Here is a 26162-nt window from a genome sequence, read left to right on the forward strand (position 1 = left end):
CTGCTGTTGAAAATCGACCCTGCGCCCGGAATCTGCGGAATCCTGTTGCGGATCCGCCGGCCCGGCCGGCCGCATCGAACAGGAATGTTCGACGCACTCCAAGCCTATAGGTGCGCCGGCTCCGGAAACCCCCTGCGTCCCCGAACCGGATTCGGGGAGAACGCGGACTATATGGCGGTTGCGTGGCGGGCGAAGGCCCGGACCGTGGCATCCTCCCAGTGCTGGGCCGGAACCCCGCCGCCGAGCAGTTCCCGGGTGAATTCGGGACCCGTCGGGATCGGCGCGTTGGAACCGGCGATGATGACGTTGCCGTAGCGCCGGCCCTTGAGCATGGGCGGGTCGGCGATGATCGCCACGTGCTTGAAGACCGATCCGATGGTTGCGGCCTCACGCTTGGCGTTGTCCAACGCCGGGGTGTCCCCGCAATTGACCACGTAGAGGCCGTCGGTGACCAGTACCCGTGCCGCATGCGCCGTGAATTCGAGGGTTGTCAGGTCCTTGGGCGTCTGGTCTCCGGCGAACACGTCGCGGATGACCAGGTCGCGGGTGGCATCGGTCAGGCTTCGAAGCACATCCCCGGCCTCCCCCACGCGCAAGCGCAGCAACGGGGCGCGCGGCAGGTCGAACCAGGCACGCACGAGTTCGGCGAGTTTCCCGTCGAGTTCCACCACCACCTGGCGGGCGTTCGGGTAGGTTGCGGCGGCCCAACGGGCCATCGAGCAGGCTCCACCGCCCAAGTGCAGCGCCCTCAGCTTGGACTCGTTCCCGTCAAAGACCGCCGGGGCGAAGCGCGAACGAATCAGTGCGGCGATCCAGCGCATGTACTCGAAGTCCAGCCGCTCGGGTTCGGCGAGATCCACGTGGGAGGAGGGAACGCCATTGACCTTGAGGACCCAGCCCTCGGGCGAATAGTGGTCGCGTTCCAGCTTGGCCGTGCCGGTGTCGATCGGGTAGTCTCCCTCGACCGGTCCGGTGTCGGCGGACTCGGCGGTGGCCGGCTGCTCGCCGGTGTTTTTGGTGCGTTTACCGCGTCCCTTAGCCACGGTTGGCGCCCCGGCGGACCATGCGGATTTCGTTCAGGCCGGCCCAGGCGTCCGCGAGTGCCTCGATGCGGCCGTCGGCGGCAAAGCCGTGCTTGACGTAGAACGCCTGGGCGCGTGGATTGTCTTCCAGAACCCAGAGCACGGCTTCGCGGCCGTTGAGCACGGTTTCGAGGAGTTTTTCCCCGAGGCCGGTACCGTGGTGTTCAGCCAAGACGTAGAGCACCTGCAATTCGATGCCGACCCCGGAATCCGAGTCCTCATCGGCCACCGGGCCGCCGCCCGCCACGCCGATGACGTTGGACTGCCCGTCGGTGGCGATCCAGAGTTCGGCTCCCTGCGCCAATCCGCGGGCCCACCAGTCGGCTTCCATTTCCAGGCGCGCTTCGGCATCGGCAAAGAAGGACTCGGGGCGCTGTTCCTTGTAGGCTTCGCGCCAGGCCCGGAGCTTCATGTCCAGGGTAGCTTTGACGTCCTCGGGGGTGGCAAGGCGGATGGTGTAGGTCTCGGTAGTCACGCTGCAAGCCTATGTGTTTTGTGGCAACCGGCCCAACGCGGCACGTTGGGCGTCTAATCGCTGCTTCAGCGCACCACGGCCAGGGCGAATCCGTCCCAACCCTTGACTCCCACTGTCTGCAAGGCCGTGGCATCAAGCCGGGGATTCCCACCCAGCATGTCTATGCCGTCGCGGACTCCCTTGAGCATGCGGCCGTTCTCATCAATGGGTTCCCCCGGGCGCAGCACCCCGCCTTCGCGGACCACATTGTCCACAACAATGACGCTGCCGGGATGGCCCAGGGTGATTGCGGACTGGATGTAGTGTGCGTTGTTTTCCTTGTCGGCATCGATGAATATCAGGTCAAAGGGCTCACCACCCTCGGCCAACAGCGCGTCGAGGGTATCGAGCGCGGCCCCAATGCGGATATCCACCCGGTCCTCAACCCCCGCCGCGGCAAGGTTGTCCGCGGCAACCCTGGCATGCAAGGGTTCGAATTCGCAGGTCACCACGTATCCATCGACCCCCACACCGCGGGCAAGCCAGGTGGTTGAGTAGCCGCCGAGGGTTCCGATTTCCAGGACACGTTTGGCCGAGGCGATTTGGGCCAGCAACATCAGGAATTTGCCTTGGACCTCGCTGACTTCTATGCGTGGCAGCCCCGCCTCATGCGCCCGCCGGCGGGCGGCATCCATTTCGGGCTCCGAGTCAAGAAGCTTTTCGACGAAATACGCATCTACCTCGGCTGGCGTGACCGGCTTGGCTGCACTATCCATGGGAACTACTCCTGTGCGTCAAGAGCCCTTTCCAGGCGCTCGATTTTTCCTGTCAATTCCCCGCTGTAGCCGGGACGGATATCCGCCTTGAGCACGAGGGAAACCCGCGACCCGTAAGCCGCAACGGCCTCCGTCGCTCGCTTGATGACGTCCATGACTTCATCCCATTCCCCTTCGATCTCGGTGAACATCGAGGAGGTGGAGTTTGGCAGTCCCGAATCGCGAACGACCTTGACGGCCGCGGCCACTGCATCGTGGACCGAACCGTCGGCGTTGTCGGTACTGGGGGCAAGAGAGAAGGCAACAATCATGGTTCAACTGTGCCACTGCGCACCTTGCATGTCACGGCGGCCCGTCAGAATGACGCACCTCCATTCATCCTCGATTCGCCCATGTCGCGTGCATTCCCTGGTCCATCGCTTCCATAGGATGAAGGCCATGACACTACGCTTCATTCGCTGGGCGGTTGCGCCGGTGCTGTTGTTCGCGCTCACGGGATGCACTCAGCTGACCAATGCGGACGGCTTCACGCCCACGCCGACCCCCTCAACGGCGCCAAGTGCGACGGCAAATGCATGGCTGGAAAGCTCAGCGGAATATGGATTCGGTCTTCCCGAGGAAACCCAAGAACCCGTCACCAAGGAATCGCTGCCGGATCCTGCGGAGCTTGTCCCCGAAGGAGTCATCAATGCGGATTCGCTGGGCGACCTTGAGGCCACCAAGACTCAGCGCTCCCTGCGTTTGCCAAAACCGGTCAAAGACGGAATCTTGACGGTGGAATTTGTATGTGTCGACGGGGAGATAACCCTCGGCAATGACACGCTCGGCAGCCTCGGCACCCAATGTGACGGGTCATCACAGGGGTATTCATTTGAGATCGTGCAGGGTTTCAAGTCCCTGAAAATGGAACTGACGGTTTCCGCCGGCACTTCGTACTCCGTAGCCGCCTACCAGGAAGCAAACACCGAAACCATTATCGACTAGCCGAGCCGGTCACTCCGGTTTCCGCGCTTAGCCCCAGCCCAGCCACCGCAACAAGGCTGCGGCGGCCGCGCCGGCGATCACTACCACCAGGAACGGCGCGCGCAGAAGCAATGCAATACCCGCTGCGACCAGGGCTCCGATCCGCGCATCAAACACCACGTTGCCGCCGCTGGCCACGGTGTTCACCGTCGTGAGTGAGGCCAACAGGCCGATGGTCAGCGCGCCTGCAGCCCGCGTCACCTTCTCGTTCTCCAGCAGCTTTTCGGGGACCAGGAAGCCCAGCATTTTGATCCCGTAGGCTGCAGCGCATCCGGCAAGGATCCACCACCACATCTCGCTCATAGCGTCTTCCCTTCACTGGCATGCGGTTCAACATCGGGTTCAAGACCTTCATCCGAAGGCCCCTTGCCGAAGTAGCCCCAGACGCCCGCGACAACCGCGGCAACCAAGATGGGCATGCCCGGCGGCACCAACGGAATCACAAGAATCGTCGCCAAGGCGCAAACCGAGGCGATGGCAATAGGTTCGGCCGACTTCAACCGTGGCCACAGCAGGCCCAGGAATGCCGCGACGGCAGCCCCGTCGAGACCCCACATTTTGGGGTCTCCAAGCGCATCACCGAGGAGTGCGCCCACGATCGTAAAGATATTCCACATCACGTATATGCCAATGCCGGCAACCCAGAATCCGCGCTTTTGTTCCGCGGGATCGGTTTGTCCCGCGGCCGTGGCAACCGATTCATCGATGGTTACCTGTGCCGCAACAAGCCTGCGCCAGCCGCGGGGCTTGATCATCGACTTGATCTGCATGCCATACACGGCATTGCGCACCCCGAGCAGTGTTGCAGCGCCAAACGCCGCGCCGGGGGCGCCGCCTCCTGCAACAACACCAATAAACGCGAACTGCGAACCGCCAGTGAACATCAGCAGGCTCAAGGCGGATACCTGCCAAACGCTAAGTCCTGCGGCAACTCCCAATGCGCCATAGGAAATGGCGTAGAGGCCCGTGGCGACGGCGATGGACAGGCCAACCTTGGTCGCGGGAGTCATTTTAGGGAACACAGACCAAGCTTAGCCATGGCAAATGGGTTTTCATTAGGCACGGACGCAACTCGAGGGAGTTCACCGGTCATAGACTGGAAAACCGAAGCTTGAACTGGATGTATCCAAAGACAAGGAATATCAATGCTTGAAGGAACGATTGTGGTTGTCCCGACGAAACCAACTGGATGGTCCCTGATCCTCCGCGGAGCGCTTGCCGTGATTTTCGCGCTGGTCATTCTTATCTGGTCCGACATCACCGTCGCCGCAGTAGTCTTCATCTTCGGGCTCTTCACCCTGCTGGACGGGGCGCTGAGCCTTGGCCTGTGGTTCGCTTCCAGCAAGGGCACCAAGAACCCATGGCTACTGGCATTGGGCATCGTTTCGGTACTTGCCGGCCTTTTTGCCATGATCTGGCCCAACAAGACCGCGATTATCGTCGTACTGATCATCGGCTGGTGGGCCTTGATCCTCGGTGTTCTCCAGCTTGTTTCGGCACTGGCCGCCCGCAAGATGTTCCCGTTCTGGTGGGTGGGGCTGATCAGTGGCGGTATCACCCTGGCGCTCGGGTTGTGGCTGGTGATTGCTCCGGGCACGGGCATCTTGGCGATGCTCGTGGTCATTGCGACGTTCCTGATCCTTGCCGGCGTGGCAATGTTGTTCGAAGGATTCAAGACACTTCGCACTGCCTCCGCCTAGACGCCGAACCTAGACAGGTATCTGGCTGCGGACTTGGCCGAATTTGTCCAGGAATTCACCGTTTCCGTCGTGGCAATCAGTTCGTCCAGCCATTCCAGAAGTCCGCGGGCAGCGGTCGCCCGGGTCTACGGGCTCGGGCAGTCCCGGGGATTTCAGGCTCGCTGCGTGTTCAGGAAATCCCCAGATGTGACTTGATGAACGCCGGGACATTGCTGGTCAATTGCTCGACACCCAGGTCTACAAGGAAACCCGCATCTTCCGGATCATCAACTGTCCAGACCCGGAATGTTGCACCCCGGCGCATCCAGGCGGCGATGACTGACGGATGCTTGCGCACATAGGCAACACCGGGTCCCGCCAACTGTGGAACACCTGAATCCAGCAGCTCAACACCTTGGGTCATTGCCTGTGCAAGGACTGCTGCGACTCCCGCGCGATCGGTTTCACCCGAGCGCACCAGTTCGTCGATCCATTCCTCGTCGACCTCGGTGACCAACTGGCACAGGTGCCGCGCGGGGATCCGTTCCAGCAGGTAACGCACGGACCCCGGATCAAAACTCATGAACGTGACATAGATCTTTCCGAGCATCGAGTCCTTGGCGTTCCAGCCCAGGTCCGTGAGTTCGGCCAGCGTTGCATCCTCGAGCCTCCGCCCGAAGGGGCTGGGATGCTTGATTTCCACCGCCAAGCCAACATCCCGATCCGCCTTTTGCATGAGCAGCACGAGCTCCCGCAGGGTGACAAGCTGTTCGTTGATCGCACCGAATTCCTCCGGGATCGAGGGGTTCTTCCAAGACGAGAAATCCAGGTTTCTCAGTTGGTCCAGCGTTTTTTCGCCGACCCTTCCGGTGGAATCGGAGGTGCGGTCGACGGTGGGGTCATGGTGGCACACCACAAACCCGTCGGAACTCAGGTGCACGTCGCATTCGATTCCGTCGGCGCCGTCGACCAGCGCCTGCATGTAGGCCGCCCGGGTATTTTCGGCATAGGCCTTCGATGATCCGCGGTGGGCATAGACGAGGGTGCGCATGACGTTCACGCTACAACCTGCTCCGGGTTGGCGCGTACCCGTCCGCTCCAACCGGCAGGTGAACTATCGTGGAATCCTGTTCCATCCATCTTTCAGGCGCGGGAGCCACGTCCAATGTCAACCACCAGACCGTCCCTTGCAGCGGAAAACAATGCGGCCAAAGCCGCGTCGCTGCGCCACATGAAACGGCTGGCCACCGGTCTGCTTATCGTCATGGCAGTCATCTTTGCCGTGGCCTTCGCATTGCAACCCCAATACCCGTGGCTTGAGTATGTGCGGGCCGCCGCCGAGGGCGGAATGGTCGGCGCATTGGCCGACTGGTTCGCCGTCACCGCGCTGTTCCGCCACCCCATGGGCCTGAAGATTCCGCACACGGCAATCATTGAACGCAAAAAGGACCAGATCGGCGAAAGCCTCGGCGAATTCGTCCAGGAGAATTTCCTGTCGCGGGAGGTTGTCGACGTGAAGCTGCAGCAGCTTGACGTGGCCGGTAGCGCCGGCCGCTGGTTGGCGAAGGAAGAATCGGCCACGCGGGTCGCCCAGGAAGCGGCAACTGTCATCGGCGCGGTCCTTGAGGTGCTTGACGACCGGGATGTCCTGGTGCTGATTGAATCCCTGGCCAAGAAACATATGCTCGCCCCGGAATGGTCTTCCACCTTGGGTCGAATCATGCAGCGTGTCATCGAGGACGGGCACCACAAACCCGCCATCGACCTGCTCGCAGAGCGCGCGGAAAAATGGGTCGCCAGCAACCGCGCCATGCTCATCTCCACGGTGTCCCAACACTCACCGTCGTGGGTTCCCTCGCTGGTGGATGCGTTGCTTGGCGAAAAAATCCACCGGGAATTGACCAAATTCGTTGCAGGCGTTCGAGCCAATCCGACCCATCCCATGCGCTTGAGTATCGATGTCTGGCTCAAGACCTTCGCCACTGACATGCAGAACGACCCGTTGATGGTCGAAAAGGTCGAAGCGCTGAAGCAATCGCTCTTGGGCGATCCGCAATTGCGTGAGTTGGCGGCCACGACCTGGTCATCGGTCAAGGCCGCCCTGGTGGATGCAATGAACAACCCCGAATCCGAATTGCGCCGGTCGATGGTTGCCGGAATCCGCGATCTCGGCCGCAGGCTCAGTGAGGACGAACAGCTTGCGGCGAAGGTGAACTTGTGGGTTTCCAATGCCGCAGGCTACTTCATTGACAACTACCGTGGACAAATCACATCGCTGATCACCGACACCGTGGCCCGATGGGATGGCAAGGAGACCAGCGACAAGATCGAGCTTCAGGTTGGCAGGGACCTGCAATTCATCCGCATCAACGGCACCGTTGTCGGGTCGCTGGCCGGGCTGGCGATATTCACCTTGGCCAACGCCCTGCTGGGCTAGTCCTTACGGTTGTTGACCTGCATTTTGAATGCGACGGGAACGCTCGGCTTCGATCGCTGCCTCGACTTCCGCGGCCGCATCGGCTTCAGTGGCGTGGGTGCGCGGGGGCACGACGACCACTCCGGATTCCCGATCGCGATCGCTGAGCAGTTGTTTGGGAATCGTCGTGGGCAACGTGCCAAACGCAAGTGAGGCCGCTTCAACAACCCGTTTGCCCAGGTAGCGGTTGCCCACCCCGCCGATGGCCGCACCAATCCCGAAAGGCACGATGCGGCCCAGCATCGAGGCGCCCTGTGTTGTCAGCATCTTCTTCATGAAGGTTTTTTGCATGGCCCCCTGCATGGTGCTCCAGAGGCTGGCGGGCTTGTTGGCACCAAACATGGCGGCCCACCCCTTGACGGGGCCCGCACCGCGCCCGACAGCTTGGTGGGTCAGCGCGGAAATCATGGAACTGCCCTCGTCACCCAACAGGATCGCCATGACGAGCAGGCGCGCCTTGTCCGGGTTCTCGATCGCGATTCCGTGGAGTTCGGCCAGTGACTGCCCGTAGAGAGCACTGGCTTCGAGGAACCCCACGGTCGCCGCGGCGGAAAAACCCAGGGCGGCGGCGGTCCCCACCGCAGGGAGCGCCGCGGTGGCTCCTACTGCCGCGCCCGAACCGGTGATTGCCAACAAGTAGTCGCGTTCCACCAGCTTTGCGAGTTCCGCAGCGGTGTAATTGGGGTGTTTGCGGCGCAATCGGCGCAGGTAAGCCAGGACGAGTGGTCGCTGAACACCCACGGCTTTCATGATGGCACCCTGGATTCCAGCCACGGGCTTGCCGTCGGGGCCAATAACGCTGGAGGTGATCGGGTTCTTTTTCATTCTGGGATCAACTCTAGGGGCAGCAGCGCCTTCCGGGCACGGGTGTTATTCGCAGGGCGAAAGCGCAGACAGTTTTTGGAGGGGCAATCGCCTGGCTTTGCCGGCAACCGGAAACCCCATCGCCATCAACCTAATTGCCCTCCAGAAATCCACCGGCGACCGACACACCTAGATACATCACGAAAGGTCGCATAAAATTATTGGAACAATCAATGCGCAGTTAATAAATTTTCACGCTTCACATAATTCCAACCTTTGTAGAATCTCCGGTTACCCCGAAATTTCTGGGTGCGATATTTTGATTGCTCCCATCGATATCTATGGATGGAAATATCATGAATTTCGCTGAAACACTATGGTCCTTGGTCATTATTTTCTTGCTTTTGTCATACCTGATTGTTCTATTCCATATCGTTACCGATCTCTTCCGCGATGGCAATCTCAATGGCTGGTTCAAGGCGCTCTGGACACTCCTGCTCATCGTGCTTCCGATCCTCGCCTCGCTGGTTTACCTCATCATTCGCGGCCAAGGCATGGCGGCTCGACAGGAGATTCGCGCCCAGGATTCCGCGAACAGCGCCGAAGCCCACATCCGTTCGCTGGCGACCGCCACGTCTCCAAGCCAGCAGATCGCGGAAGCCAAGGCGTTGTTCGATGACGGAGCCATCACCTCCGATGAATTCGCCACGTTGAAGGCGAAGGCCCTGGCCTAGATCTCTAAGCAATGGGCCTACCGGCCCCTTCGGCACCAAACAGGGCGGGGCCTGGGTGTCTTGAAAACACCCACGCCCCGCCTTGCTTGGTCGGCCGAAACCTATGCGGCTTGCGCAGCCTTTTGCGCTACAACGGAAACGTCCCTTTTGACCGCCGCACGCATCGCCACGAAGAGCAGTACGATGGCGACGGTGAGGGCGATGTGCCCCAGGCCTGCGATTCCGGCGAACGCCGCAGAGCTCGCGTCGGCACCGACAACGACCAGGGTTCCCTTCACCAGCATCATGCCGCCGGTCAACGCCACCCCCACAGTCCACAGCCAGTAGAACCAGGCGAAGGCCCGGGGCGCGATGGACGAAATGCTGAAGATCTTTTCGAGTGCCATGATGATCAGCAGGAAGATGAACCCCAGGATCAAAAGATGCGTATGCACCAGCGGAAGCTGGGATGCCGAACGGTCCACAAAGCCATTGCCCTTTGTCAGCTCCCGGTAGTAGAGACCGGAGAGGACCCCGGTGATCCCGAAGGTAAAAGCCGTGTACAACATGCGCATCATCTTGGTGACACTCCCATTCGGTGGCGCCCGACAAGTTCAACAATCAGCCGGTTGGCTCTCGGGCTTAAAGCGCAACCGCCTCACGCTCCACCCTGCCGCGAAACGGCGGGCGGCGAATCAACCATCCGGTTGATTGCCAACACGAACCGGCCAACGCCCGCCGGCTACCGCAGGTAGTGCCTCAGGAAACTCGCCACGTCCCGGTTCTCATCCGACCCGAAACCATGCCCCATTCCCGGGTAGCTGCGTGCAGTCAGCGACGTGTGCTTCTCCAGCCAGTCCGCTGTGAAGTCCACCGCTTCGGTGTTGATCACCAGGTCTTGCGGATCGCGCCCCCAAAAGAAGGGGGCGCCCCGCCCCGGGGCCGGTTCGCTGTCGGTGAGGTTCAACAGTTCGTTGGACAACACAAACCCGCTAAGCCCGACCAGCGACTTGTAGGTCCCCGGGCGAAGCCTGTGCAGCGTGGTTGCCATGGCCATCCCCTGGGAATGGCCCAGCAGGCTGATCGATCGGTAGCCGATTGCGTACTTGTCTTGCCAGTCAAAGACCCGATGGGCGGCGGAGACCACTTCGGCGAAATCGTTTGCCAGGAAATAGTCCAGCCGGAACCAGCCCCCGTCTCCCCCGACATCCAACGGTCCGCGGAGCGCGGCACCGGTAGCGCCGGCGGGAAGCGCGGAAAACCACGGCAGCATGCGCTCGGGATTCGACCCGTAGCCGTGCAGCAGGACCACCAGGTCGGTGTTGCCCCGCTGGCCGGCCTCCCGGGAATAGATCGCCTCGTCCATGCACCCAGCGTAACCGCTTGTTTCACTTCGCCATTTCGCCCCGGACATGCGGTAAGTTGAGGTCAACCCGTGGTGACGGGGATCACTCGCAAGGGGTTGCCTAAGGAGGCGTTTGTGTTCAACGCAAAACCAACAGCGAACCGGGCCGGCGAGCTGGCTGCTGACGCCCGCTTTGCGGCGTACGACGAGGCACTGGCCGAGGCCAACCTCGTCTCGCGACCGGTGGGGCTGCTGGACCTGGAACATTTCGAGGCCAACGCCAAGGACCTGGTGCAGCGCGCCACGGGCAAGCCGATCCGGGTCGCCTCCAAGTCTTTGCGCATTCGCCGCGCCCTCGAGCACACCCTAGGCAAACCCGGCTTCTCCGGCGTCCTGGCATTCACCGTCCCCGAGGCCATCTGGCTTGCCGAATCCGGAATCGGCGATGTGGTGGTGGGCTATCCGTGCGCGGATGCCTCGGCGCTTCAAGCCCTGGCATCCAGCGACGTGGCGCGCGAGGCCGTCACGCTCATGGTCGACGACATCGAGCAGCTAGACCTGCTGGAACGGGCGGCACCCGGCCACCCGCCCGTCAGGGTCGCCATCGACATGGATGCCTCCTACAGGCCGGTCCGCGGCGTCACCATCGGCGCCGCGCGCTCCCCCTTGCGCAGCGCCGCGGATGTCACGAAACTCGCCGTCCAGATCCTGCGGCGCAAGAACCTCCGGCTGGTCGGACTCATGGCCTACGAGGGCCAGATAGCCGGCGTGGGCAACGGCGAAGCGGGAGCCAAGGGTACGGCCGTGCGCGCCATGCAGCGGGCGTCGGCGGCCGACATCCGCACCCGACGCGCAGAAGCCGTGGCCGCACTGGAAACGCTCGTGGACCTCGAATTCGTCAATGGCGGAGGCACGGGTTCCCTGGAGTCGACGACCCGGGAATCCGCGGTGACGGAGGTGGCCGCCGGTTCGGGACTCGTCGGCCCCGGGCTCTTCGACGGTTACCGGCATTTCCGGCCGAAGCCCGCCCTCTACTTCGGGCTGAATGTGGTCCGGCGGCCGGGCCCGTCCACCGTCACGGTGCTCGGGGGCGGCTGGGTGGCTTCGGGCCCCGCCGGGCAAGACCGGCTGCCCACCCCCGCGTGGCCGCCGGGCCTGAAGTACCGCGGCACCGAGGGGCCGGGCGAAGTACAGACACCCCTGGTTGGCGATGCCGCACGAGAGCTGGCACTCGGCGACACCGTGTATTTCCGGCACGCCAAGGCCGGCGAGGTTGCCGAACGGCTAGAGGAGATTGCCGTGTACTCGCATGGGCACATCGTTGATTCCTGGCCGACCTACAGGGCAGAGGGGAAGGCATTCCTGTGAGGAATCCACGCATTCCGGGCCTGTCGAAATCCGGGACATGGCGCAATTGGGCATCAAGCGCGATGGCCACCCCGGACACCGTTGCCATGCCGCGAGACGAAGCCGAAGTCATGGAGCTTCTCGGTGCCGCAAATGACACTGGTTCCACCCTGAAGGTGGTTGGCGGCGCGCATTCATTCACGCCCCTCGCGGCAACCAGCGGGACGCTGCTCTCGCTTGATCATTTCAGCGGCATCATCCGCGTTGACCTGCCCACCAACCAGGTGCGCTTTCGCGCGGGAACCAGGCTGCGCGACATCGGGCGCCTTCTGGAGCCCTACGGCTTGGCCCTGGCCAACATGGGCGACATCGACCACCAGTCGCTGGCCGGAGCGATCAACACCTCGACCCACGGAACGGGCCTTGCCTTCACCGGCTTCTCCGGGGCCGTCACCGCCCTGCGGATCATCCTGCCCGACGGCGAGGCGCGCGAGTGCTCCCCCACCCTGAATCCCGGGCTTTTCCAGGCCGCCCGGGTGGGCCTGGGCGCCTTGGGCGTGCTGACGGAGATCACGCTGCAATGCGTGCCCCGCTTCAAGCTCCATGCCCGCGAGGAACCCGAGCCGCTGGCCGGGATGCTTGAATCCTTTGTCGACCGCGTGGTGCTGAGCGACCACCTGGAGTTCTATTGGTTCCCCTACACGGATACGGCCCTGGCCAAGACCAATATGCGCCTGCCCGATGACGCGCCGCTGGACCCCGTGCCCTGGCACGGCCGCCTGATCAGCGACGAGCTGGTGGGCAATGCGGCATTCGCCGCGCTGTGCCAGGTGGGTGCCAAGATCCCCGCCACGGTTCCGCCGATCAACAAACTCGCGGCGAAGGCGCTGGCCGTGCGCAGCTACACCGACCAGTCCGAGCGGGTCTTCGTCGCTCCCCGCCGCGTGCGCTTCCGCGAAATGGAGTACTCGGTCGAATTGGCCGCGCTGCCCGAGGTGTTCGCAGCCGTCCGCACGGCCCTCGAGTCCCACCCGCAAAAGATTTCTTTCCCGCTGGAGGTGCGGGCCACCGGTGCCGACGACACCTGGCTGGGCACCGCCTCGGGAAGGCAAAGCGCCTACATTGCCGTGCATCGCTACGCGGGCGAACCCTCGCGGGAATTCTTTCAGGCGATGGAGCAGGTCTTTGTGCACTACGGCGGACGGCCCCACTGGGGCAAGCTGCACACCAGGGATTCCTCCTACCTCTCATCCGTCTACCCGCGCTTCGATGAATTCCTGGCCCAGCGCGATGCCGCGGACCCGCAGGGCACCATGCTCAACGAGCATCTGCGGCATATTCTGGGGCGCTGAGACGAGAAGGGCGGAACACGGATTCCGGTCGGCGCAAATTCGCGTCAACGGCGCGAAGCGTCCCATACTAGGGCGCATGAGAATCGATTCGCTGGACGTGTCTTTGATCGAGTTGCTCACCGACGAACCGGGCATCGGGGTCATGGAGTGCTCCAAGCGGCTGGGCGTTGCCCGCGGCACGGTGCAAAACCGCTTGAACAGGCTCCACGAGTCGGGTGTCATCACCCGCATAGCACCGCAAATCGACCCCACGGCCATGGGATACCCCGTGACCGCCTTCTGCTCGCTGAAGATCCAACAGAGGCGCGGGCAGGTCGGGGTCGCCGCGGAACTGGCCAAGATCCCCGAGATCCTGGAAATGCACACGGTGTCCGGTTCGAGCGACATGCTGGTGAAGATCGTGGCCCGGTCGACCAAGGACCTTCAGCGGGTGCTGGATGCGATTTCGGTTACCGAGGGAATGAGCAGGTCCTCGTCCTCGATCGTGCTGGAAACGCACTTTGAAAACCGGACCCTTCCCCTGGCTTGGGAGGCCGTCCGGCAAAACTCCGCGGACGACGAGGAAGCGCCAACCGCACCGCGTGAACCTTCGGCCCGCAATGGCGGTAGGCTAAGTTCGGCTACGAAAAATGCTGGGCACAATGCCTAACATTTAACTGCCATCGCTACTCTTCGTGTACATCTTGTATGGTCTTTCGCTGGGCAGTTGACCGGCGGACACCAGCTTCGTAGTTTATGTGAGGCGCGTCACCGACGACGCGCCCCCGGTATATTCCACGGAGGCACGATGACAATCGCCCAGCGCACTTCACTCCAAGCGATCCCTGCATACAAGCAGGGGGCCACCCCCGGCGAGCACGAACAGGCGTTCAAGCTCTCTTCGAACGAGAACCCGTTCCCGCCGCTGTCCGCCGTCACGACCGCCCTCGCTGCCGAATTGGGACGCATCAACGAATACCCCAACGCCGCGGCCCCCGAACTGGTCGGCATGCTGGCCGAGCGCTTCGGCGTAGACCCGGGGACCATCGCCCTGGGTGCCGGATCCGTGGAGGTCGCGGGACAGCTGATCCACGCGACGACCAACCCCGGCGACGAAGTCATGTTCGCCTGGCGCTCCTTCGAGGCCTACCCGATCCTCACCCACGTTGCCGGCGCCGTCCCCGTGATGGTTCCGCTGGACGCCGCGGGCGCCCACGACCTCGAGGCCATGGCCGCTGCGATCACCGAGCGCACGTCGCTGGTCTTCATCTGCAACCCCAACAACCCGACCGGCACCGTGGTGGACTCCGCCGCGGTCGACGCCTTCATGGCCAAGGTCCCGGCCCGCGTGCTTGTTGTCATCGACGAGGCCTACGTGCACTTCAATGTGCACGGCGAATCCGCGATCGGCATGGACTTCTTCCGCCGCTACCCCAACGTTGCGGTGCTGCACACCTTCTCCAAGGCCTACGGCCTGGCCGGCCTGCGCATCGGATACGCCATCGCGCCTCCCGCCGTGGCGGAAAACCTGCGCAAGACCGCCGTCCCGTTCGGCGTGACGGCCCTGGCCCAGCGCGCAGCGGTGCTGAGCCTGGAAAACGAACCGGAACTGCAGGTGCGCATCGACACGTTGATCGAAGAGCGCACAAAGCTGGTCGCCGCCCTCCGCGAGGCGGGCGTGGAGCTGGAGGACTCGCACGCGAACTTCATCTGGCTCGACACCGGGGAGCGGACAGCCGCCGTCGACGCCTCGTTGCGCGCCGCGGGCATCTGGGCCCGTGCCTTCGTCGGTGAGGGAATCCGCATTTCCATTGGTTCGGAGCCTGCCAACGCGCTGATTGCAAGCGCCGTCATCGCCGCATTGCAGGAGTCCCCAGCGCATGTCTAACAGCACCACCACGGGTTCCGGAAACAACCTCACCACCCGGCAAATCACCATGATGGGCATTGGCGGCGCCATCGGGGCCGGCCTGTTCATCGGGTCGGGGCAGGCCGTTGCGGTGGCCGGACCCAGCGTCATCCTGGCCTTTGCGCTGGCCGGCTTCCTGGTCATCCTGATCATGAACATGCTCGGCGAAATGGCCGCAGCCAACCCGTCGTCCGGCTCGTTTTCCGTGTATGCCACCAAGGCGCTGGGCCCGAACGCCGGGGCGGTGATCGGCTGGCTGTATTGGATCCAGGCAGTCATCGTCATTTCGGCGGAAGCCACCGGGGCCGCGGCGATCATCGGCGGCTGGATACCCGGGGTTTCGCAGGGAACCTGGTCGCTGATCTTCGTGGGGCTGCTGACGGCCATCAACCTGGCCCACGTGTCCAAGTTCGGCCAGTTCGAGTTCTGGTTCTCCTTCATGAAGGTCGCGGCGATCGTCGTGTTCCTTGCCGTCGGCGCGGCCCTGGTCCTCGGCCTGGTGCCTGGCGTTGAGGCCAAGGGGCTGAGCAACCTCGTGGCCCACGGCGGGTTCATGCCCACCGGCATCGTGGGACTATGCGCGGGCCTGCTGATGGTGGTCTTCGCCTTTGGCGGCATCGAGATCGTGGCGATCGCCGCGGCCGAAAGCAACGACCCGCGCAAGAGCATCCGCAAGGCCGTTCGCGGCGTGCTGGTGCGCGTGCTGGTCTTCTACATCGGTTCGGCGCTGGTCATGGTCGCGGTGCTGCCGTGGGATTCACCGGAGCTTGCGGCCGGTCCGTTTGTGGCAGTGCTGGGCGCCGCGCACATTCCGTGGATCGACACGATCATGGCACTGGTGGTCGTCGTTGCACTGCTTTCGGCGATGAACGCAAACATATATGCGGCATCGCGCATGCTTCTTTCACTCTCCGAGCGCAAGCTTGCCCCGCGCGTGGTGATGGTGCGGAACAAGAACAAGACCCCGTACATCGCCGTGCTCGGCTCGGTCGTCCTGTGCATCGTGGCGGTTGTCATGAACTACCTTGCGCCGGACCTGGTCATGCCGATGCTGCTCAACGCGGTGGGCTCCACGCTGCTTGTCACCTGGGGATTCATTGCGGTGTCCCAGCTGGTGCTGCGCCTGCGCGCCGACAAGGACCCGAGCGTGGTCCTTCCGGTTCGTATGCCCGGGTTCCCATATTTGTCGCTGCTGGCCCTGGCCATGCTCGCGGGCATTGTGGTGCTGGCACTCTTTGACCCGGCCAGCCGCACCCAGCTGATCGCCACCACCGGATTGATCATCGCCATTGCCGTGCTCAACGCCCTGGCCCAGCGCCGGCGCAAAAGGCTCGAGGGTGACGGCCCGGATTCTGGCAGCGACCTGCCTGCGGACGGGGCCTCCGCACCCGCCGAGGCGGGGCAGCGCGCCTGACACCGCGGGCACCAACGCAAACGCCGGAGGGGCGGCCGATCCGGCCGCCCCTCCGGCGTTTCATCGAGGCATCCGCCCGGATGCGGACCGCTTACCCGAGGACGTCCAGGTCGACCCAGACAAGCCGGTGGTCGCTGCTCGGCGGGGGCCATCCGGCGACCAGGTCCGCGCCGCTTTGGCCGGGCCCGGGCCAGAAGACCCCGGCGTCACTCACCTGCAGCGCGGTCGAGGGCAGCACATAGTCGACACGCATGATGCCGTCGGCTCCGCGGCCGAAATCGGCGGTGTCCAAGGCGGGCAGGGGATCGACTAGAAGCGGATTTTTCCGCAGTGCGTTGATCGACGACGGATCCGAGTCGCCGGCGGCGGGATCCGAATTCAGGTCGCCCATCACCACGAACTTGCTTCCCGGCCTCAACGGCCCGCGGACGCCCTCGTCGTCGTAGATGTAGCCTGCCCCTGCCGCTCCGCCGACGTAGTCGTTGAGAAGCCGGATCTCGTCGTGGTTGCGGCGCTTGTTGCGTTTCTCCGGGCCGTCGAAGACCGGGGGCGTGGGGTGCGCGGCAACGATGTGGACGGTGTCCTTCCCGACTTTCACGGGAACGTCCCACATTGACTTGCTGGGCAACCGCAACACGCCTTGCACCACCTTGTCGTAGTACGTGGTCGGCAATTGCGAGTGCGGCATGTCCTTCCACAGGAACTCCTGGAAGGTCCGGACGTTTGCCGTGTCGATGGGGTACCTCGAATAGAGCACCATGGCGAACTGGCCCTCGAAGTCGCCGTAGCCCAGCGCGTCGGCGGCTCCGCCCACGACCCCGTCCCCGTCCAGGTCTGCTCCGCTGGGAATCCCGGTGTTGGATGGCGCCAGATAGACGTAGGGGTAGTCGATGGCGGGCTGGCCCCGCTGGGGAACCGACAGGTAGTTCTGTTTGAACAGCCCGGCCGCGTTGCCCGCCGCGTCGTAGTCGAATTCGTTGAGCAGCAGGATGTCGGGGGCGTTGCGCTGCACGATCTCCGCCACTGCCCGCGCCTGGGGGTCCTCGGGACCCGCCAGGTCCTGCTTCAGCTGCCCCTGGCTGCCGCGGTTCAGCGAGGCGTTGAAGGTGGCAACGCGCAGGCCGCGCGCCGGGGTTTCGAGCGACTCGGGGTACGGCGCTGGTCTGGTGGATACTTGGTTCACGTGGGCCGCCTTCACTGCGGGAATGGATTGCGCATGAACCGGGGCAAGCCCCATTGCCGCCGCCGCGGTGAGGGTTGCCGCGCCAAGCGCCAGCAGGTTCAGGTATCGCACCATCCCACACTAAACGTCCAACCTACCTTTTGGTAGGTTTTTTCGGGACCGCCCAAAAAGTTTTCACGTGAAACAAAAAGGTGCCCGGATCAGTCCAAATACATGCGCCGAGCCGGGCACCCTCCCCAAGGGATTGTTCGCTAGCCGCGGGCCAGGGCGGTCTTGCGGTTGGCCTCGAGGACTTCCTCCATGTACGGGGCCCTGACCGTCGCACTGATGCGGCAGTCAACGAGGAACACCCCGTTGGCGCCGTCCGCAACCCACTGGCGCAACTCCGCAAGGTCTTCCAGCGAGCGGATCTTGGTGCTTTCGGCGCCGAGTCCGCGGGCAACTGCGGCGAAATCAACCTCGGGAATGAGCATCGGCTCCTCGTGCAGGCCGATCGAGCCGTACTGGTGCACCTCGGCCCCGTAGCTGGCATCGTTGTAGATCACGATGACGCCGCTGCGCACCGAGCGGACCACCGATTCTAGGTCGGCAAGGCCCATGAGGAAACCCCCGTCGCCGGAGGCAAGGACCACGGTCTCGCCTTCCCCGGCCGCGGCGCCGGCACCGACCGCCGAGGCCAGGCCCATGCCGATGCTCTGGTAGGCGGTCCCGACCAGGTTCAGCGCCTGCGGACCCGGGATGTCCCAGTACATGGGTCCCCATCCGATGAAGTGTCCGCCGTCTTGGACCACCAGGCGCTGCGCCGGGAGGATCGAGTTGAGGGTCCGGGCCACCGAGCGCGGGTCCAGCAGCCCGTCGGGGGCGGTTTCGTCGCCCCGGGCGTGCTCGTTGATCTTTCCGAGGCGGTCGCCGACCTGGCCGAGCCAGGATCCTTCACCGGTCCGTTCCTCGACCATGCCGGCCAGCGCCGCGGCCACGGCGGCTGCGTCGGCGCGGATGAACGCATCGACGCGCGGGTTTGTTGCGGCCGGTGCGACATCCACCTGGAAGACCTGCGCCGAATCGTTGAAGAGGTCGCCGAAGCGCATGGTGAATTGGTTCAGCTTTGCGCCAAGCACCAGGACGGTGTCTGCCTCGTGGATCAGCGCCGCGGTCTCTTCGGAGGAGAAGCCTCCGGTGATGCCCAGGTCGCCGTGACGGGAAGACAAGAGGTTTGCCGCCAGCACGGTGCTGGAGCTCAGGGCACCGAGCTTGTCGGCGAGCGCGCCGATTGCCTCGGCGGCGTTGGAAAGGCGTGCGCCGCGCCCGTAGAGGACCAGTGGACGTTTGGCCGCGCTCAGTGCCGTTGCCGCCTGGGCCAGCAATTCCGGCGCCGCCACGGGGTAGCCGGGGTCCAGGTTGAAGTCCGCGAGCGTCAGGTCCGGCTCGTCTGCCGCTTCGTCGGCCACTATGTCATAGGGCAGGGAGATGACAACGGGTACGCGTTCTCGCAATGCATAGGCCACCGCCGCGAGGGTGATTGCCACTGGGTTTTGCGCGTCAACCACAAAGGTCGTGGCGCCGACTGCGGCGTTGATTGCCGTCTGGTCCACGTCCCAGGGGCGGGCGCCGGTGGTTGGCTGGTCGCCGGTCACCAGGACCATGGGGATTCCTGCTGCTGCGGCTTCGGCCAGCGGGGTGATGGCGTTGGTGAATCCGGCCCCGTAGGTGGTTGTGGCAACCGCTGGCTTGCCGGTGATCCGGAAGTAGGCGTCGGCGGCGGTGACTGCGGCCGATTCGTGGCGGACGGCGGTGAAGCGGAATCCGGTGCGAACCGAGGCGTCAAGGAAGTGCGCATTTCCGTTGCCCATGACCCCGAAGATTTCGGAAGTGCAGGTTAAAAGGGCGCGGGAAACCGCGGCAGAAATTGTAGGCATTTTTGTGACTTTCGAATGTAGCAAACAACTGTGAGGGCCATATTCGTCTTCGGGCAATGAACCCGGATCTCGCCCATTTTTAGAGCGACGGCAGAAACTTCAGAAGTGTTTCGCCTGACCCGTTAAACATAGTGGGAAAAATGTGCCCCACGCAACATTTGGCATTTCGCGTGCATCTTTCGTGCCCGCTGAACGGGTCGGCGGCCCGAAGCGCAGTCCTACCGCAAGGTTCACGCCCCTACATCCGCCGCACGTGATTCACATGCCTGGTCATCAGCCAGCTTCCGCGTGGTTCAGCCATAGCGGTCGATGCAGCGGACCCAAAGGAAAATCCCCGTTCCAATACTGGAAACAGGGATTGCTTCGTGCCACAAAACAGGAGAAAACGTTCCTCTCCATTTCCAATTTATAACGCACGGGGGGCCTTGCCGCAAGGACCCCTGCAAGGCGCATACTCAATGTTCGGAAACGCGTCCTTGTGCCCGCGGGCAGCGAAACCAGCCCACGCCACGGGGCCTCCCCCTCCCGGCCGAGGATGCTGTTCGGCCGTTTCACGCGCCCCGTATCGATACCGGAGATGATCCCATGACCCAGGTCAAGACCACTGCGTTCAACCTCCCCGCCCACCTGGCCGCCAAGGCCGACCCGATGCTGATAGCCCGCGACGAACAGCACTTCGCGGCGATCGCCCGGAGCCTGGACCTGCAGATCGCCGACCTTGCCCGGCACCTCGATGCCCAGCGCAAGGCACCGGGCGGCAAGGGCCAGGAGGGAGTGGAACGCGACGCCGAAATCCGCCGGATCAGCTCCAGGTTGGGCCTTCTGCAGCGCTACGGCATGGACCTCTGCCTGGGTCGCCTTGTCATGACCGACGATCCGGAACCCGTGTACATCGGGCGGATCGGCCTGACCGACGGTGACGGCCGCAGGCTTCTTGTCGATTGGCGGGCACCTGCCGCAGAACCGTTCTTCGCCGCAACCCACGCCAACACGATGGGCCTTGCGAGCCGCCGCCGGTACCGCTGGACCCGCGGCCGGGTCGGCGACTACTGGGACGAGGCGTTCACGCGGGACGGGCTGGAATCCAACGCCGCGCTCGATGACCAGTCCGCTTTCATCGCGAGCCTCGGCGGCAGCCGGTCGCCCAGGATGCGCGACGTTGTCGGCACCATCCAGGCGGACCAGGACGCAATCATCCGTGCCGGATCCCGCGGGGCGCTGGTTGTCGACGGCGGCCCCGGCACCGGCAAGACGGTCGTGGCCCTGCACCGGGCCGCCTACCTGCTCTACTCGGACCCGCGACTCGGCGAGCGCCGGGGTTCGGTGCTGTTCGTCGGTCCGCACCAGCCCTACCTGGCCTATGTTGCGGACGTGCTGCCGAGCCTTGGCGAGGAGGGCGTGCAGACCTGCACCCTGCGGGACCTGGTCGCCGAGGGCGGCACCGCCGCCGTCGAATCCGACCCGGAGATTGCCCGACTGAAGTCCCTGGCCACCATGGTGAAGGCCATCGAACCGGCCGTTGCCATGTATGAGCAGCCACCCTCCGAGGGCCTGCTGGTGGAGACCCCCTGGGCGGAACTCTGGCTGGGCCCCGCCGACTGGGCGGACGCGTTCGGGGCCGCGGAACCTGGAACGCCCCACAACGAGGCCCGCGACCAGGTCTGGGAGGCGCTGCTGTCGATCCTGGCCGGCAAGCTCGCCAACGACGGGGAAGCCAGCGAAGACGGTGGCGTTCCCTCTGGACTGTTGCGCCGCGCCCTGCTGCAGAACACGGAACTGGCCGGGGCCTTCAACCGGGCGTGGCCGCTTTTCGACGCAACGGTCCTCGTCGCGAACCTGTTCTCCGCACCCGGGTACCTGCACGCATGCGCACCCTGGCTCACCGACGCGGAGGTCCGCCTGCTGCAGCGCCCGGACCCCCGGGCCTGGACCGTGTCCGACCTGCCGCTGCTGGACGCGGCACGGCAACGCCTCGGCGACCCGCAAGCCTCCCGGCGCCGGCAGGCGCACCGGGCCGCCGTCGCCGCCGAGCGGGAACAGATGGCCAGGGTCGTTGACGAGTTGATCGCGGCGGACGACGACGGCACGGGCCTCGTGACAATGTTGCGCCAGGCGGACCTCCAGCCGGTCATCATCGACGAGGACGCCCTGGCGGAGAACAACCCGGACCGGCTGGCCGGCCCGTTTGCGCACATCGTCGTCGACGAGGCACAGGAACTGACCGATGCCCAGTGGCACATGCTGCTGAGCCGCTGCCCGTCGCGGAGCTTCACCATCGTCGGGGACAGGGCCCAGGCCAGGCACGGATTCACCGAGTCGTGGGGGCAACGCCTGGAACGCGTAGGGTTCCGCGACATCGCCATGGCTTCCCTGAACATCAATTACCGCACGCCGACGGAGGTCATGATGGAGGCAGAACCGGCGATCCGGGCCGCCCTGCACGATGCCAACGTGCCGACCTCGGTGCGCAGCAGCGGCATCCCTGTGGTCCACGCACACGTCAGGGAACTGGATTCGATCCTGCAGCGATGGCTGGCCGCGCACGAGGACGGCATTGCCTGTGTCATCGGGGATCCCGCGTTCACATCTACCTCACGCATCAGGTCGCTGACCCCGGAACTGGCCAAGGGCCTCGAGTTCGACCTCGTTGTCCTCGTCGACCCGGAGGAATTCGGGACCAGCATCGAGGGTGCCGTCGACCGCTACGTCTCGATGACCCGGGCCACCCAAAGGCTTGTGCTGCTCTCCGGCCGCAGTGCCCCGGCAGCGCCTCAAGGAAATGTGGCAACCCGCAACTCAACGCCGTAGCTTGCCCGGATATGTTCCCCATCCGCGCATTTCCCAAACGATCCCCCTTGCTCTTTGGGGTGCCCCGGGCATCGGAGCCGACTCGCCAGATGAAGTCGGGGTCGTTGCCGACGGACCTGGACCTGTCGACGATTCCCGGTTGCCGACCACTCTTCGCTACGGTTCGAACACCGAAAAATGAGGGTCCCGGCGCAGTCAAGATCCGCACATGGCGGGTAAACAACTTCCCCCCCCCGGCCAGTTGGCGGGAAATCCACCGGCAAGGTGATGGCGAATGGCATCTTGGGTTGGGCCACCAGCAACTGAACCGGCTCCATTCCTATACTTGCGGGCATCTCAGTGCGCCGCGTCGTGCTGGTGCTGGTGCTCGTCCTGCTCGAAGTGTCCAATGTGCCCATCAGTCCAGTACCCAACGGCGATGTGACTGCGGCGATCAAGCCCGAGCCCTGCGCGCAGGTGACGACGGATACGACGGCTCGCGGCCGCCTCGCAGGCCACCCAGGCATAATCGAGTTCGGTCGGTGCAGACCAAGCCTCGACGGCCTTGGGCAGCGCACTGCGGGTCCGTCCAAGGCCGGTGCCGATGAGCCAATCGAAGGTGACCTCCGCAGCGGTTTCGAACAGCTGCTGGTCATCCTCGGACGGCACCTCGACGATTGCGTGCGCCGCCGTTCCGGGCGGCAGACCCTCGATGATGCGCCCTAGTCCGGGCAGTCCCGTCGCGTCGGCCACGAGCAGCAGCTGCCGCATATTGCCGGGCGGAGCGAAGTAGGCGCGGGGTGCGTCCGTGCTGAACACGCCGAGCACCTGCCCGGGTTCCGCGCGAGCAGCCCACTCGGAGGCGAATCCGCCCTCGTGCACCACGAAGTCGATGTCGAGGACGGCGCCGCCGTCGTGCACGCGGCGCACCGTGTAATGCCGCCATGGGGGCTCGCCCGTGGATGCGCCCGAGCCATAGTCGTCGCGGTTAAAATATTCGACGTCGGCCCTGGTCTCCCCTGCTCGCGGGAATGCGAGGTCGATCTTATCGTCGCCAATCCCGTGGGTCGGCCACCGCCAGTTGCCCAGAATTTCCAGGCGGATGCGGATCATATGGGGAGTGAGATATTGCGCGTCAATCACGCGGGCGGGTTCGCAGAACTGCATTTCTCCACGCTAGCAACGGCTTTTGTTGCCAGGCGGTCAATCCATGTTTCCATGCGGCCATACTCTGTAGCGGTCGTCCCGAACAATGTAGCGGAACAGCGGGGGTGGCAATCGCGAACAGCATATGTCTGGAAGGGGAAGGGCGTTAAAGGGCTTGTGGTGATCATGATTCAAAACTGAACTGGTGGACCTTGGGCATCGGCGTTTCGACTGGCCACATCGTCCTAGCAACAGAAAACCCCCGCTCCCACAAGGGGAACGGGGGTGGTTCTGTGCGCCCTGCGGGGGTCGAACCCGCGACCAATGGATTAAAAGTCCAGTGCTCTACCAACTGAGCTAAAGGCGCATGGCACAAGGCCAACACCTATATTAGCTGATAATCGGGCAGGTTTTGGACAACCTTGGTAAATTCATGAAGTGTTTGAATACATCAGGTTTGCCGTGGTCATCCTTGCGATGGTCCTTGCAGCGACGGCCTTGTTGCCCCATGCGGGCATCCGACTGGGCGCGCTTCCGCTGGTGGCAATCATTCGCGCCGGGGTCCAGCTGGCCGCAATCACCCTACTGCTGCGCGGGGTCGAATCCGTCCCGTGGACGGCCGTGCTCTTTGTCATCCTTATGCTTTCGACGGCGTCTTTCACCACGGCCCGGCGAGCGGCATCCCTGCCTCTGGGCGCACGCGCCGGCATAGCGGAGACCGTCTGCGGGGCATTGCTATCCCTCGCTGTCATCCTGGGAACCGGACTGGTCGGTTTGGGGGCCCAATCGGTCATTGCCGTCGCCGGCATCATCATTGGTGGACGCATGACCGCTTCAACAATGGCGCTGCGCCACTATCTGGTGAATGTGCGCGCACAGCGCGGCGAGGTCGAGGGCTGGCTCGCGCTCGGTGCATGGCCTCGCGAATCCACCAAGACCGCACGGAGCATGGCCGTGCGCGAAGCCCTGATCCCGAACCTCGACCAAACCAAGTCAACCGGACTTGTCACGCTGCCCGGCGCCTTCGTTGGCGCCCTCTTTGGCGGCGCCCCCGCTTTGGAGGCAGCCCAGTTCCAGCTGGTGGTGCTCGCCGGCCTTGCCTTGGGCGGAACCGTGACGGCATTGGTCGCAACCCACATCGCAGCAGGGTCGTCCCGGCTTCCGCTCGATGAGCAAGCATCCAGCTGAACAGAGTATCCTCAAGGCCATGAAGGGCCACCCAGCGACGACTCCCCCGGTAACCACGTTCCGCCACCACAAACCCAAACCTTTCGCCCCCATGGACTTTGATCCATTCGAGGGCGGGGTTGATCCCGCACGGATTTCCGAGGCTGCGCACCTGACCGCCCAGGCGTTGGTGCGTGCCGGCAAGGTCAGTGCCGATCCCCAGGTGCGCGAACGGCTCGTGACCCTTGCCGAGGACGAAGGGCTGGAGATCGTTGCCGAGCTCTGGTCCAAGACCCCGGCGCGGTCGCTGCCCGGCGCACTCTGGCGGCTCTACGCGATTCGTGCCGCGACGTTGGGCAACGCCGAGGCCATGGCTTCCTTCTTTGCGGCGGGCGCCCGGAAAGCCGAGGTCGCCCGGGCCATCGCCGGGGCCGCCGAGCCCCCGGGAGCGGATGAGCTGCGCGAAATGACAACTTCGATCCTCACTGGAGCCTTCGAGGGCGACTTCGACGTGGCATTGGAGCGCACCGCTGCCTACTGCCGGGTCATTGCCCTGGGGCAGGCCGAACAGGCGGATGCCGCCGAACTTTCACACGAGTCGCGCGCCTCGGTGATGACACGCAGGGCCCACTCGCTGCTAAAGACGGCCGAGGACCTGGAAGCCTCCGCCGAGTTGTGGCGGCGTGGGGAACTCGACTGAGAGTTCCTTCACGCTAAGCGCGTATTGACACCTTTCGTGTTGACAGCAGGGGCCCGATACGAGAAAAATTGACTCATGGTGCCGGATCGCGGCAGCCCCGGGCTCCAACTTTCAGCCGCTACGAGCGGCCTTCCGCCGAGAGGCGCTCCCGGTTCGGCACCACTAAACTTCACCCATCCGGGCTCCCGGATATCTGCCCCAGGCACCCTCCACCAACGAAACCGGGCTTGTTAACCTTTGCCCCGTAAACTGGGCACGACCTGTTTCCATACATTCGCACCCGGTGGTACTTCGTGAAGTTTAGATTTTTCCCTTCGGACACGCGTGGCCTCGAGTTGTTGCGCGAGCTGGCCACCGAAGTCCACCAATGCGTTGGCATTCTTTCCGAAATGCTCGGATCCGACGAGGACCGCCAACAGCATCTGGACGAACTGAACGCCTCCGAGGTAAAAACCACCGACCTCCACTACGCGGTGCTCACCCACCTGCGCACCAGCTACGTGAACCCGTTGCCGCGCGAGGACATCTACACTTTTTCCCGGTTGCTGCACGAAGCCGTCGAACAGCTCAGCGGCGCCGGCGACCTCATCGCCCATCTGGGGAGCAGGCAGCTCTCCCACCGGGCAGCCGAGCAGCTTGAGCTCATCGGCCGCCAGGCCGAACTCACCACGGACGCACTGGGCAATTTGCAGCGCATGGACGACCTCGAAGACCTGTGGCTCGAGCTGGTCAGGATTTCCAAGCGCGCCCACCGCACGCACCGCACCTGGATCGGGGAAATCGGCGAGCTGAGCAAGGCTGGCACCATCATCCGGCACCGCTCGGTGGCCGAGCAGTTCCTTGCCTCGGCGCAATCCTTGCGTGCGGTGGCCGACCACTTGGGACGCGTCCTGGTCAAGGAATCCTGAGC

26 protein-coding genes and 1 tRNA gene are annotated in these 26162 nt (G+C 64.0%); 13 read left to right on the top strand and 14 right to left on the bottom strand.

What is annotated here, in order from left to right; all coding sequences use genetic code 11:
• Nucleotides 1–167: 167 nt before the first annotated feature.
• From JOF47_RS21305 to JOF47_RS21320, 4 genes are all read right to left on the bottom strand, one after another.
• Nucleotides 168–1043, bottom strand: coding sequence for a spermidine synthase (locus JOF47_RS21305; RefSeq protein ID WP_210002667.1), 876 nt, complete (start codon nucleotides 1041–1043; stop codon nucleotides 168–170).
• Nucleotides 1036–1557 carry a GNAT family N-acetyltransferase gene (locus tag JOF47_RS21310; protein ID WP_210002669.1) on the bottom strand — a complete coding sequence of 174 codons (522 nt, stop codon included), beginning with the start codon at nucleotides 1555–1557 and terminating at the stop codon, nucleotides 1036–1038. The genes JOF47_RS21305 and JOF47_RS21310 overlap by 8 nt, the downstream gene beginning before the upstream one ends.
• Before the next feature lie 65 nt (nucleotides 1558–1622).
• Entirely contained in the window at nucleotides 1623–2312 is a 690-nt protein-coding gene (locus JOF47_RS21315) for an O-methyltransferase (RefSeq protein WP_210002671.1), read from the bottom strand.
• 5 nt (nucleotides 2313–2317) lie between these two features.
• Complete coding sequence (locus JOF47_RS21320; RefSeq protein ID WP_210002672.1) at nucleotides 2318–2623, bottom strand: thiamine-binding protein; 306 nt, start codon at nucleotides 2621–2623, stop codon at nucleotides 2318–2320.
• 127 nt (nucleotides 2624–2750) lie between these two features.
• On the opposite strand from JOF47_RS21320, the gene JOF47_RS21325 reads away from it, so the two are divergent.
• Nucleotides 2751–3296 carry a hypothetical protein gene (locus tag JOF47_RS21325; RefSeq protein WP_210002674.1) on the top strand — a complete coding sequence of 182 codons (546 nt, stop codon included), beginning with the start codon at nucleotides 2751–2753 and terminating at the stop codon, nucleotides 3294–3296.
• A gap of 27 nt (nucleotides 3297–3323) precedes the next feature.
• On the opposite strand, the gene JOF47_RS21330 is transcribed toward JOF47_RS21325, so the two are convergent.
• On the bottom strand, nucleotides 3324–3638 hold the full coding sequence (locus JOF47_RS21330; protein ID WP_210002676.1) for an AzlD domain-containing protein: 315 nt from the start codon (nucleotides 3636–3638) through the stop codon (nucleotides 3324–3326).
• A complete protein-coding gene (locus tag JOF47_RS21335) occupies nucleotides 3635–4345 on the bottom strand; it encodes an AzlC family ABC transporter permease (RefSeq protein ID WP_210002678.1) in 711 nt (236 codons plus the stop codon). Before JOF47_RS21335 ends, JOF47_RS21330 begins: the two co-directional genes overlap by 4 nt.
• A gap of 135 nt (nucleotides 4346–4480) precedes the next feature.
• On the opposite strand from JOF47_RS21335, the gene JOF47_RS21340 reads away from it, so the two are divergent.
• The gene (locus JOF47_RS21340; RefSeq protein WP_210002680.1) at nucleotides 4481–5035 is read left to right on the top strand and encodes an HdeD family acid-resistance protein; all 555 of its coding nucleotides are present in this window, start codon (nucleotides 4481–4483) and stop codon (nucleotides 5033–5035) included.
• Between the two features lie 169 nt (nucleotides 5036–5204).
• Here JOF47_RS21340 and JOF47_RS21345 read toward each other — a convergent pair whose 3' ends face one another.
• Nucleotides 5205–6065 carry a glycerophosphodiester phosphodiesterase gene (locus tag JOF47_RS21345; protein WP_210002682.1) on the bottom strand — a complete coding sequence of 287 codons (861 nt, stop codon included), beginning with the start codon at nucleotides 6063–6065 and terminating at the stop codon, nucleotides 5205–5207.
• Nucleotides 6066–6179: 114 nt separating this feature from the next.
• Between JOF47_RS21345 and JOF47_RS21350 the strand changes: the two genes are divergently transcribed.
• Nucleotides 6180–7451, top strand: coding sequence for a DUF445 domain-containing protein (locus tag JOF47_RS21350; protein WP_210002684.1), 1272 nt, complete (start codon nucleotides 6180–6182; stop codon nucleotides 7449–7451).
• A gap of 3 nt (nucleotides 7452–7454) precedes the next feature.
• Here JOF47_RS21350 and JOF47_RS21355 read toward each other — a convergent pair whose 3' ends face one another.
• Nucleotides 7455–8315 carry a hypothetical protein gene (locus tag JOF47_RS21355; RefSeq protein ID WP_210002686.1) on the bottom strand — a complete coding sequence of 287 codons (861 nt, stop codon included), beginning with the start codon at nucleotides 8313–8315 and terminating at the stop codon, nucleotides 7455–7457.
• 335 nt (nucleotides 8316–8650) lie between these two features.
• On the opposite strand from JOF47_RS21355, the gene JOF47_RS21360 reads away from it, so the two are divergent.
• Nucleotides 8651–9028: an SHOCT domain-containing protein gene (locus tag JOF47_RS21360; protein WP_210002688.1), complete on the top strand. Its 378-nt coding sequence runs from the start codon at nucleotides 8651–8653 to the stop codon at nucleotides 9026–9028.
• A gap of 101 nt (nucleotides 9029–9129) precedes the next feature.
• Here the strand turns inward: JOF47_RS21360 and JOF47_RS21365 are convergent, their stop codons facing one another.
• Together JOF47_RS21365 and JOF47_RS21370 are read right to left on the bottom strand one after the other, a co-directional pair.
• On the bottom strand, nucleotides 9130–9576 hold the full coding sequence (locus JOF47_RS21365) for a DUF2871 family protein (RefSeq protein WP_342592891.1): 447 nt from the start codon (nucleotides 9574–9576) through the stop codon (nucleotides 9130–9132).
• Between the two features lie 173 nt (nucleotides 9577–9749).
• Nucleotides 9750–10373 (bottom strand): alpha/beta hydrolase, encoded by a 624-nt coding sequence (locus JOF47_RS21370; protein ID WP_210002692.1) that lies wholly within the window; start codon nucleotides 10371–10373, stop codon nucleotides 9750–9752.
• Between the two features lie 114 nt (nucleotides 10374–10487).
• Here JOF47_RS21370 and JOF47_RS21375 point away from each other — a divergent pair, with 114 nt between their 5' ends.
• The 5 genes from JOF47_RS21375 (at nucleotide 10488) to JOF47_RS21395 (ending at nucleotide 16353) form a co-directional block, all read left to right on the top strand.
• The gene (locus JOF47_RS21375) at nucleotides 10488–11720 is read left to right on the top strand and encodes an alanine racemase (protein ID WP_342592892.1); all 1233 of its coding nucleotides are present in this window, start codon (nucleotides 10488–10490) and stop codon (nucleotides 11718–11720) included.
• Nucleotides 11717–13051 carry a D-arabinono-1,4-lactone oxidase gene (locus JOF47_RS21380; protein ID WP_210002694.1) on the top strand — a complete coding sequence of 445 codons (1335 nt, stop codon included), beginning with the start codon at nucleotides 11717–11719 and terminating at the stop codon, nucleotides 13049–13051. Before JOF47_RS21375 ends, JOF47_RS21380 begins: the two co-directional genes overlap by 4 nt.
• A 76-nt stretch (nucleotides 13052–13127) precedes the next feature.
• A complete protein-coding gene (locus JOF47_RS21385; RefSeq protein WP_210002696.1) occupies nucleotides 13128–13700 on the top strand; it encodes an Lrp/AsnC family transcriptional regulator in 573 nt (190 codons plus the stop codon).
• Nucleotides 13701–13838: 138 nt separating this feature from the next.
• On the top strand, nucleotides 13839–14918 hold the full coding sequence (gene hisC / locus JOF47_RS21390; RefSeq protein WP_210002698.1) for a histidinol-phosphate transaminase: 1080 nt from the start codon (nucleotides 13839–13841) through the stop codon (nucleotides 14916–14918).
• Entirely contained in the window at nucleotides 14911–16353 is a 1443-nt protein-coding gene (locus tag JOF47_RS21395; RefSeq protein WP_210002700.1) for an amino acid permease, read from the top strand. Before hisC ends, JOF47_RS21395 begins: the two co-directional genes overlap by 8 nt.
• A gap of 91 nt (nucleotides 16354–16444) precedes the next feature.
• Here the strand turns inward: JOF47_RS21395 and JOF47_RS21400 are convergent, their stop codons facing one another.
• Both JOF47_RS21400 and JOF47_RS21405 read right to left on the bottom strand, forming a co-directional pair.
• Nucleotides 16445–17650, bottom strand: coding sequence for an endonuclease/exonuclease/phosphatase family protein (locus JOF47_RS21400; RefSeq protein WP_210002702.1), 1206 nt, complete (start codon nucleotides 17648–17650; stop codon nucleotides 16445–16447).
• A gap of 137 nt (nucleotides 17651–17787) precedes the next feature.
• Nucleotides 17788–19452 carry a thiamine pyrophosphate-binding protein gene (locus JOF47_RS21405; protein ID WP_210002704.1) on the bottom strand — a complete coding sequence of 555 codons (1665 nt, stop codon included), beginning with the start codon at nucleotides 19450–19452 and terminating at the stop codon, nucleotides 17788–17790.
• A 585-nt stretch (nucleotides 19453–20037) separates the two neighbouring features.
• Here JOF47_RS21405 and helR point away from each other — a divergent pair.
• Entirely contained in the window at nucleotides 20038–22260 is a 2223-nt protein-coding gene (helR, locus tag JOF47_RS21410; RefSeq protein WP_210002706.1) for an RNA polymerase recycling motor ATPase HelR, read from the top strand.
• A 336-nt stretch (nucleotides 22261–22596) separates the two neighbouring features.
• On the opposite strand, the gene JOF47_RS21415 is transcribed toward helR, so the two are convergent.
• Both JOF47_RS21415 and JOF47_RS21420 read right to left on the bottom strand, forming a co-directional pair.
• The gene (locus tag JOF47_RS21415) at nucleotides 22597–23406 is read right to left on the bottom strand and encodes a siderophore-interacting protein (protein ID WP_210002708.1); all 810 of its coding nucleotides are present in this window, start codon (nucleotides 23404–23406) and stop codon (nucleotides 22597–22599) included.
• Between the two features lie 273 nt (nucleotides 23407–23679).
• Nucleotides 23680–23752, bottom strand: a tRNA-Lys gene (locus JOF47_RS21420).
• A 71-nt stretch (nucleotides 23753–23823) separates the two neighbouring features.
• On the opposite strand from JOF47_RS21420, the gene JOF47_RS21425 reads away from it, so the two are divergent.
• From JOF47_RS21425 to JOF47_RS21435, 3 genes are all read left to right on the top strand, one after another.
• Entirely contained in the window at nucleotides 23824–24573 is a 750-nt protein-coding gene (locus JOF47_RS21425; RefSeq protein ID WP_210002710.1) for an ABC transporter permease, read from the top strand.
• Between the two features lie 19 nt (nucleotides 24574–24592).
• On the top strand, nucleotides 24593–25252 hold the full coding sequence (locus JOF47_RS21430; protein WP_210002712.1) for a hypothetical protein: 660 nt from the start codon (nucleotides 24593–24595) through the stop codon (nucleotides 25250–25252).
• Between the two features lie 293 nt (nucleotides 25253–25545).
• Nucleotides 25546–26160 carry a hypothetical protein gene (locus JOF47_RS21435; RefSeq protein WP_210002713.1) on the top strand — a complete coding sequence of 205 codons (615 nt, stop codon included), beginning with the start codon at nucleotides 25546–25548 and terminating at the stop codon, nucleotides 26158–26160.
• The last annotated feature ends 2 nt before the right edge of the window (nucleotides 26161–26162 follow it).

The sequence above is a fragment of the Paeniglutamicibacter kerguelensis genome (assembly GCF_017876535.1).
Lineage (GTDB): Bacteria > Actinomycetota > Actinomycetes > Actinomycetales > Micrococcaceae > Paeniglutamicibacter > Paeniglutamicibacter kerguelensis.

Bases quoted from the DNA above. Each gene is read 5' to 3' on its own strand.
- JOF47_RS21315 (WP_210002671.1), bottom strand. From the start codon at position 2,312: ATGGATAGTGCAGCCAAGCCGGTCACGCCAGCCGAGGTAGATGCGTAT.
- JOF47_RS21320 (WP_210002672.1), bottom strand. From the start codon at position 2,623: ATGATTGTTGCCTTCTCTCTTGCCCCCAGTACCGACAACGCCGACGGT.
- JOF47_RS21325 (WP_210002674.1), top strand. From the start codon at position 2,751: ATGACACTACGCTTCATTCGCTGGGCGGTTGCGCCGGTGCTGTTGTTC.
- JOF47_RS21330 (WP_210002676.1), bottom strand. From the start codon at position 3,638: ATGAGCGAGATGTGGTGGTGGATCCTTGCCGGATGCGCTGCAGCCTAC.
- JOF47_RS21335 (WP_210002678.1), bottom strand. From the start codon at position 4,345: ATGACTCCCGCGACCAAGGTTGGCCTGTCCATCGCCGTCGCCACGGGC.
- JOF47_RS21340 (WP_210002680.1), top strand. From the start codon at position 4,481: ATGCTTGAAGGAACGATTGTGGTTGTCCCGACGAAACCAACTGGATGG.
- JOF47_RS21345 (WP_210002682.1), bottom strand. From the start codon at position 6,065: ATGCGCACCCTCGTCTATGCCCACCGCGGATCATCGAAGGCCTATGCC.
- JOF47_RS21350 (WP_210002684.1), top strand. From the start codon at position 6,180: ATGTCAACCACCAGACCGTCCCTTGCAGCGGAAAACAATGCGGCCAAA.
- JOF47_RS21355 (WP_210002686.1), bottom strand. From the start codon at position 8,315: ATGAAAAAGAACCCGATCACCTCCAGCGTTATTGGCCCCGACGGCAAG.
- JOF47_RS21360 (WP_210002688.1), top strand. From the start codon at position 8,651: ATGAATTTCGCTGAAACACTATGGTCCTTGGTCATTATTTTCTTGCTT.
- JOF47_RS21365 (WP_342592891.1), bottom strand. From the start codon at position 9,576: ATGTTGTACACGGCTTTTACCTTCGGGATCACCGGGGTCCTCTCCGGT.
- JOF47_RS21370 (WP_210002692.1), bottom strand. From the start codon at position 10,373: ATGGACGAGGCGATCTATTCCCGGGAGGCCGGCCAGCGGGGCAACACC.
- JOF47_RS21385 (WP_210002696.1), top strand. From the start codon at position 13,128: ATGAGAATCGATTCGCTGGACGTGTCTTTGATCGAGTTGCTCACCGAC.
- hisC (WP_210002698.1), top strand. From the start codon at position 13,839: ATGACAATCGCCCAGCGCACTTCACTCCAAGCGATCCCTGCATACAAG.
- JOF47_RS21395 (WP_210002700.1), top strand. From the start codon at position 14,911: ATGTCTAACAGCACCACCACGGGTTCCGGAAACAACCTCACCACCCGG.
- JOF47_RS21400 (WP_210002702.1), bottom strand. From the start codon at position 17,650: ATGGTGCGATACCTGAACCTGCTGGCGCTTGGCGCGGCAACCCTCACC.
- JOF47_RS21405 (WP_210002704.1), bottom strand. From the start codon at position 19,452: ATGCCTACAATTTCTGCCGCGGTTTCCCGCGCCCTTTTAACCTGCACT.
- helR (WP_210002706.1), top strand. From the start codon at position 20,038: ATGACCCAGGTCAAGACCACTGCGTTCAACCTCCCCGCCCACCTGGCC.
- JOF47_RS21415 (WP_210002708.1), bottom strand. From the start codon at position 23,406: ATGCAGTTCTGCGAACCCGCCCGCGTGATTGACGCGCAATATCTCACT.
- JOF47_RS21430 (WP_210002712.1), top strand. From the start codon at position 24,593: ATGAAGGGCCACCCAGCGACGACTCCCCCGGTAACCACGTTCCGCCAC.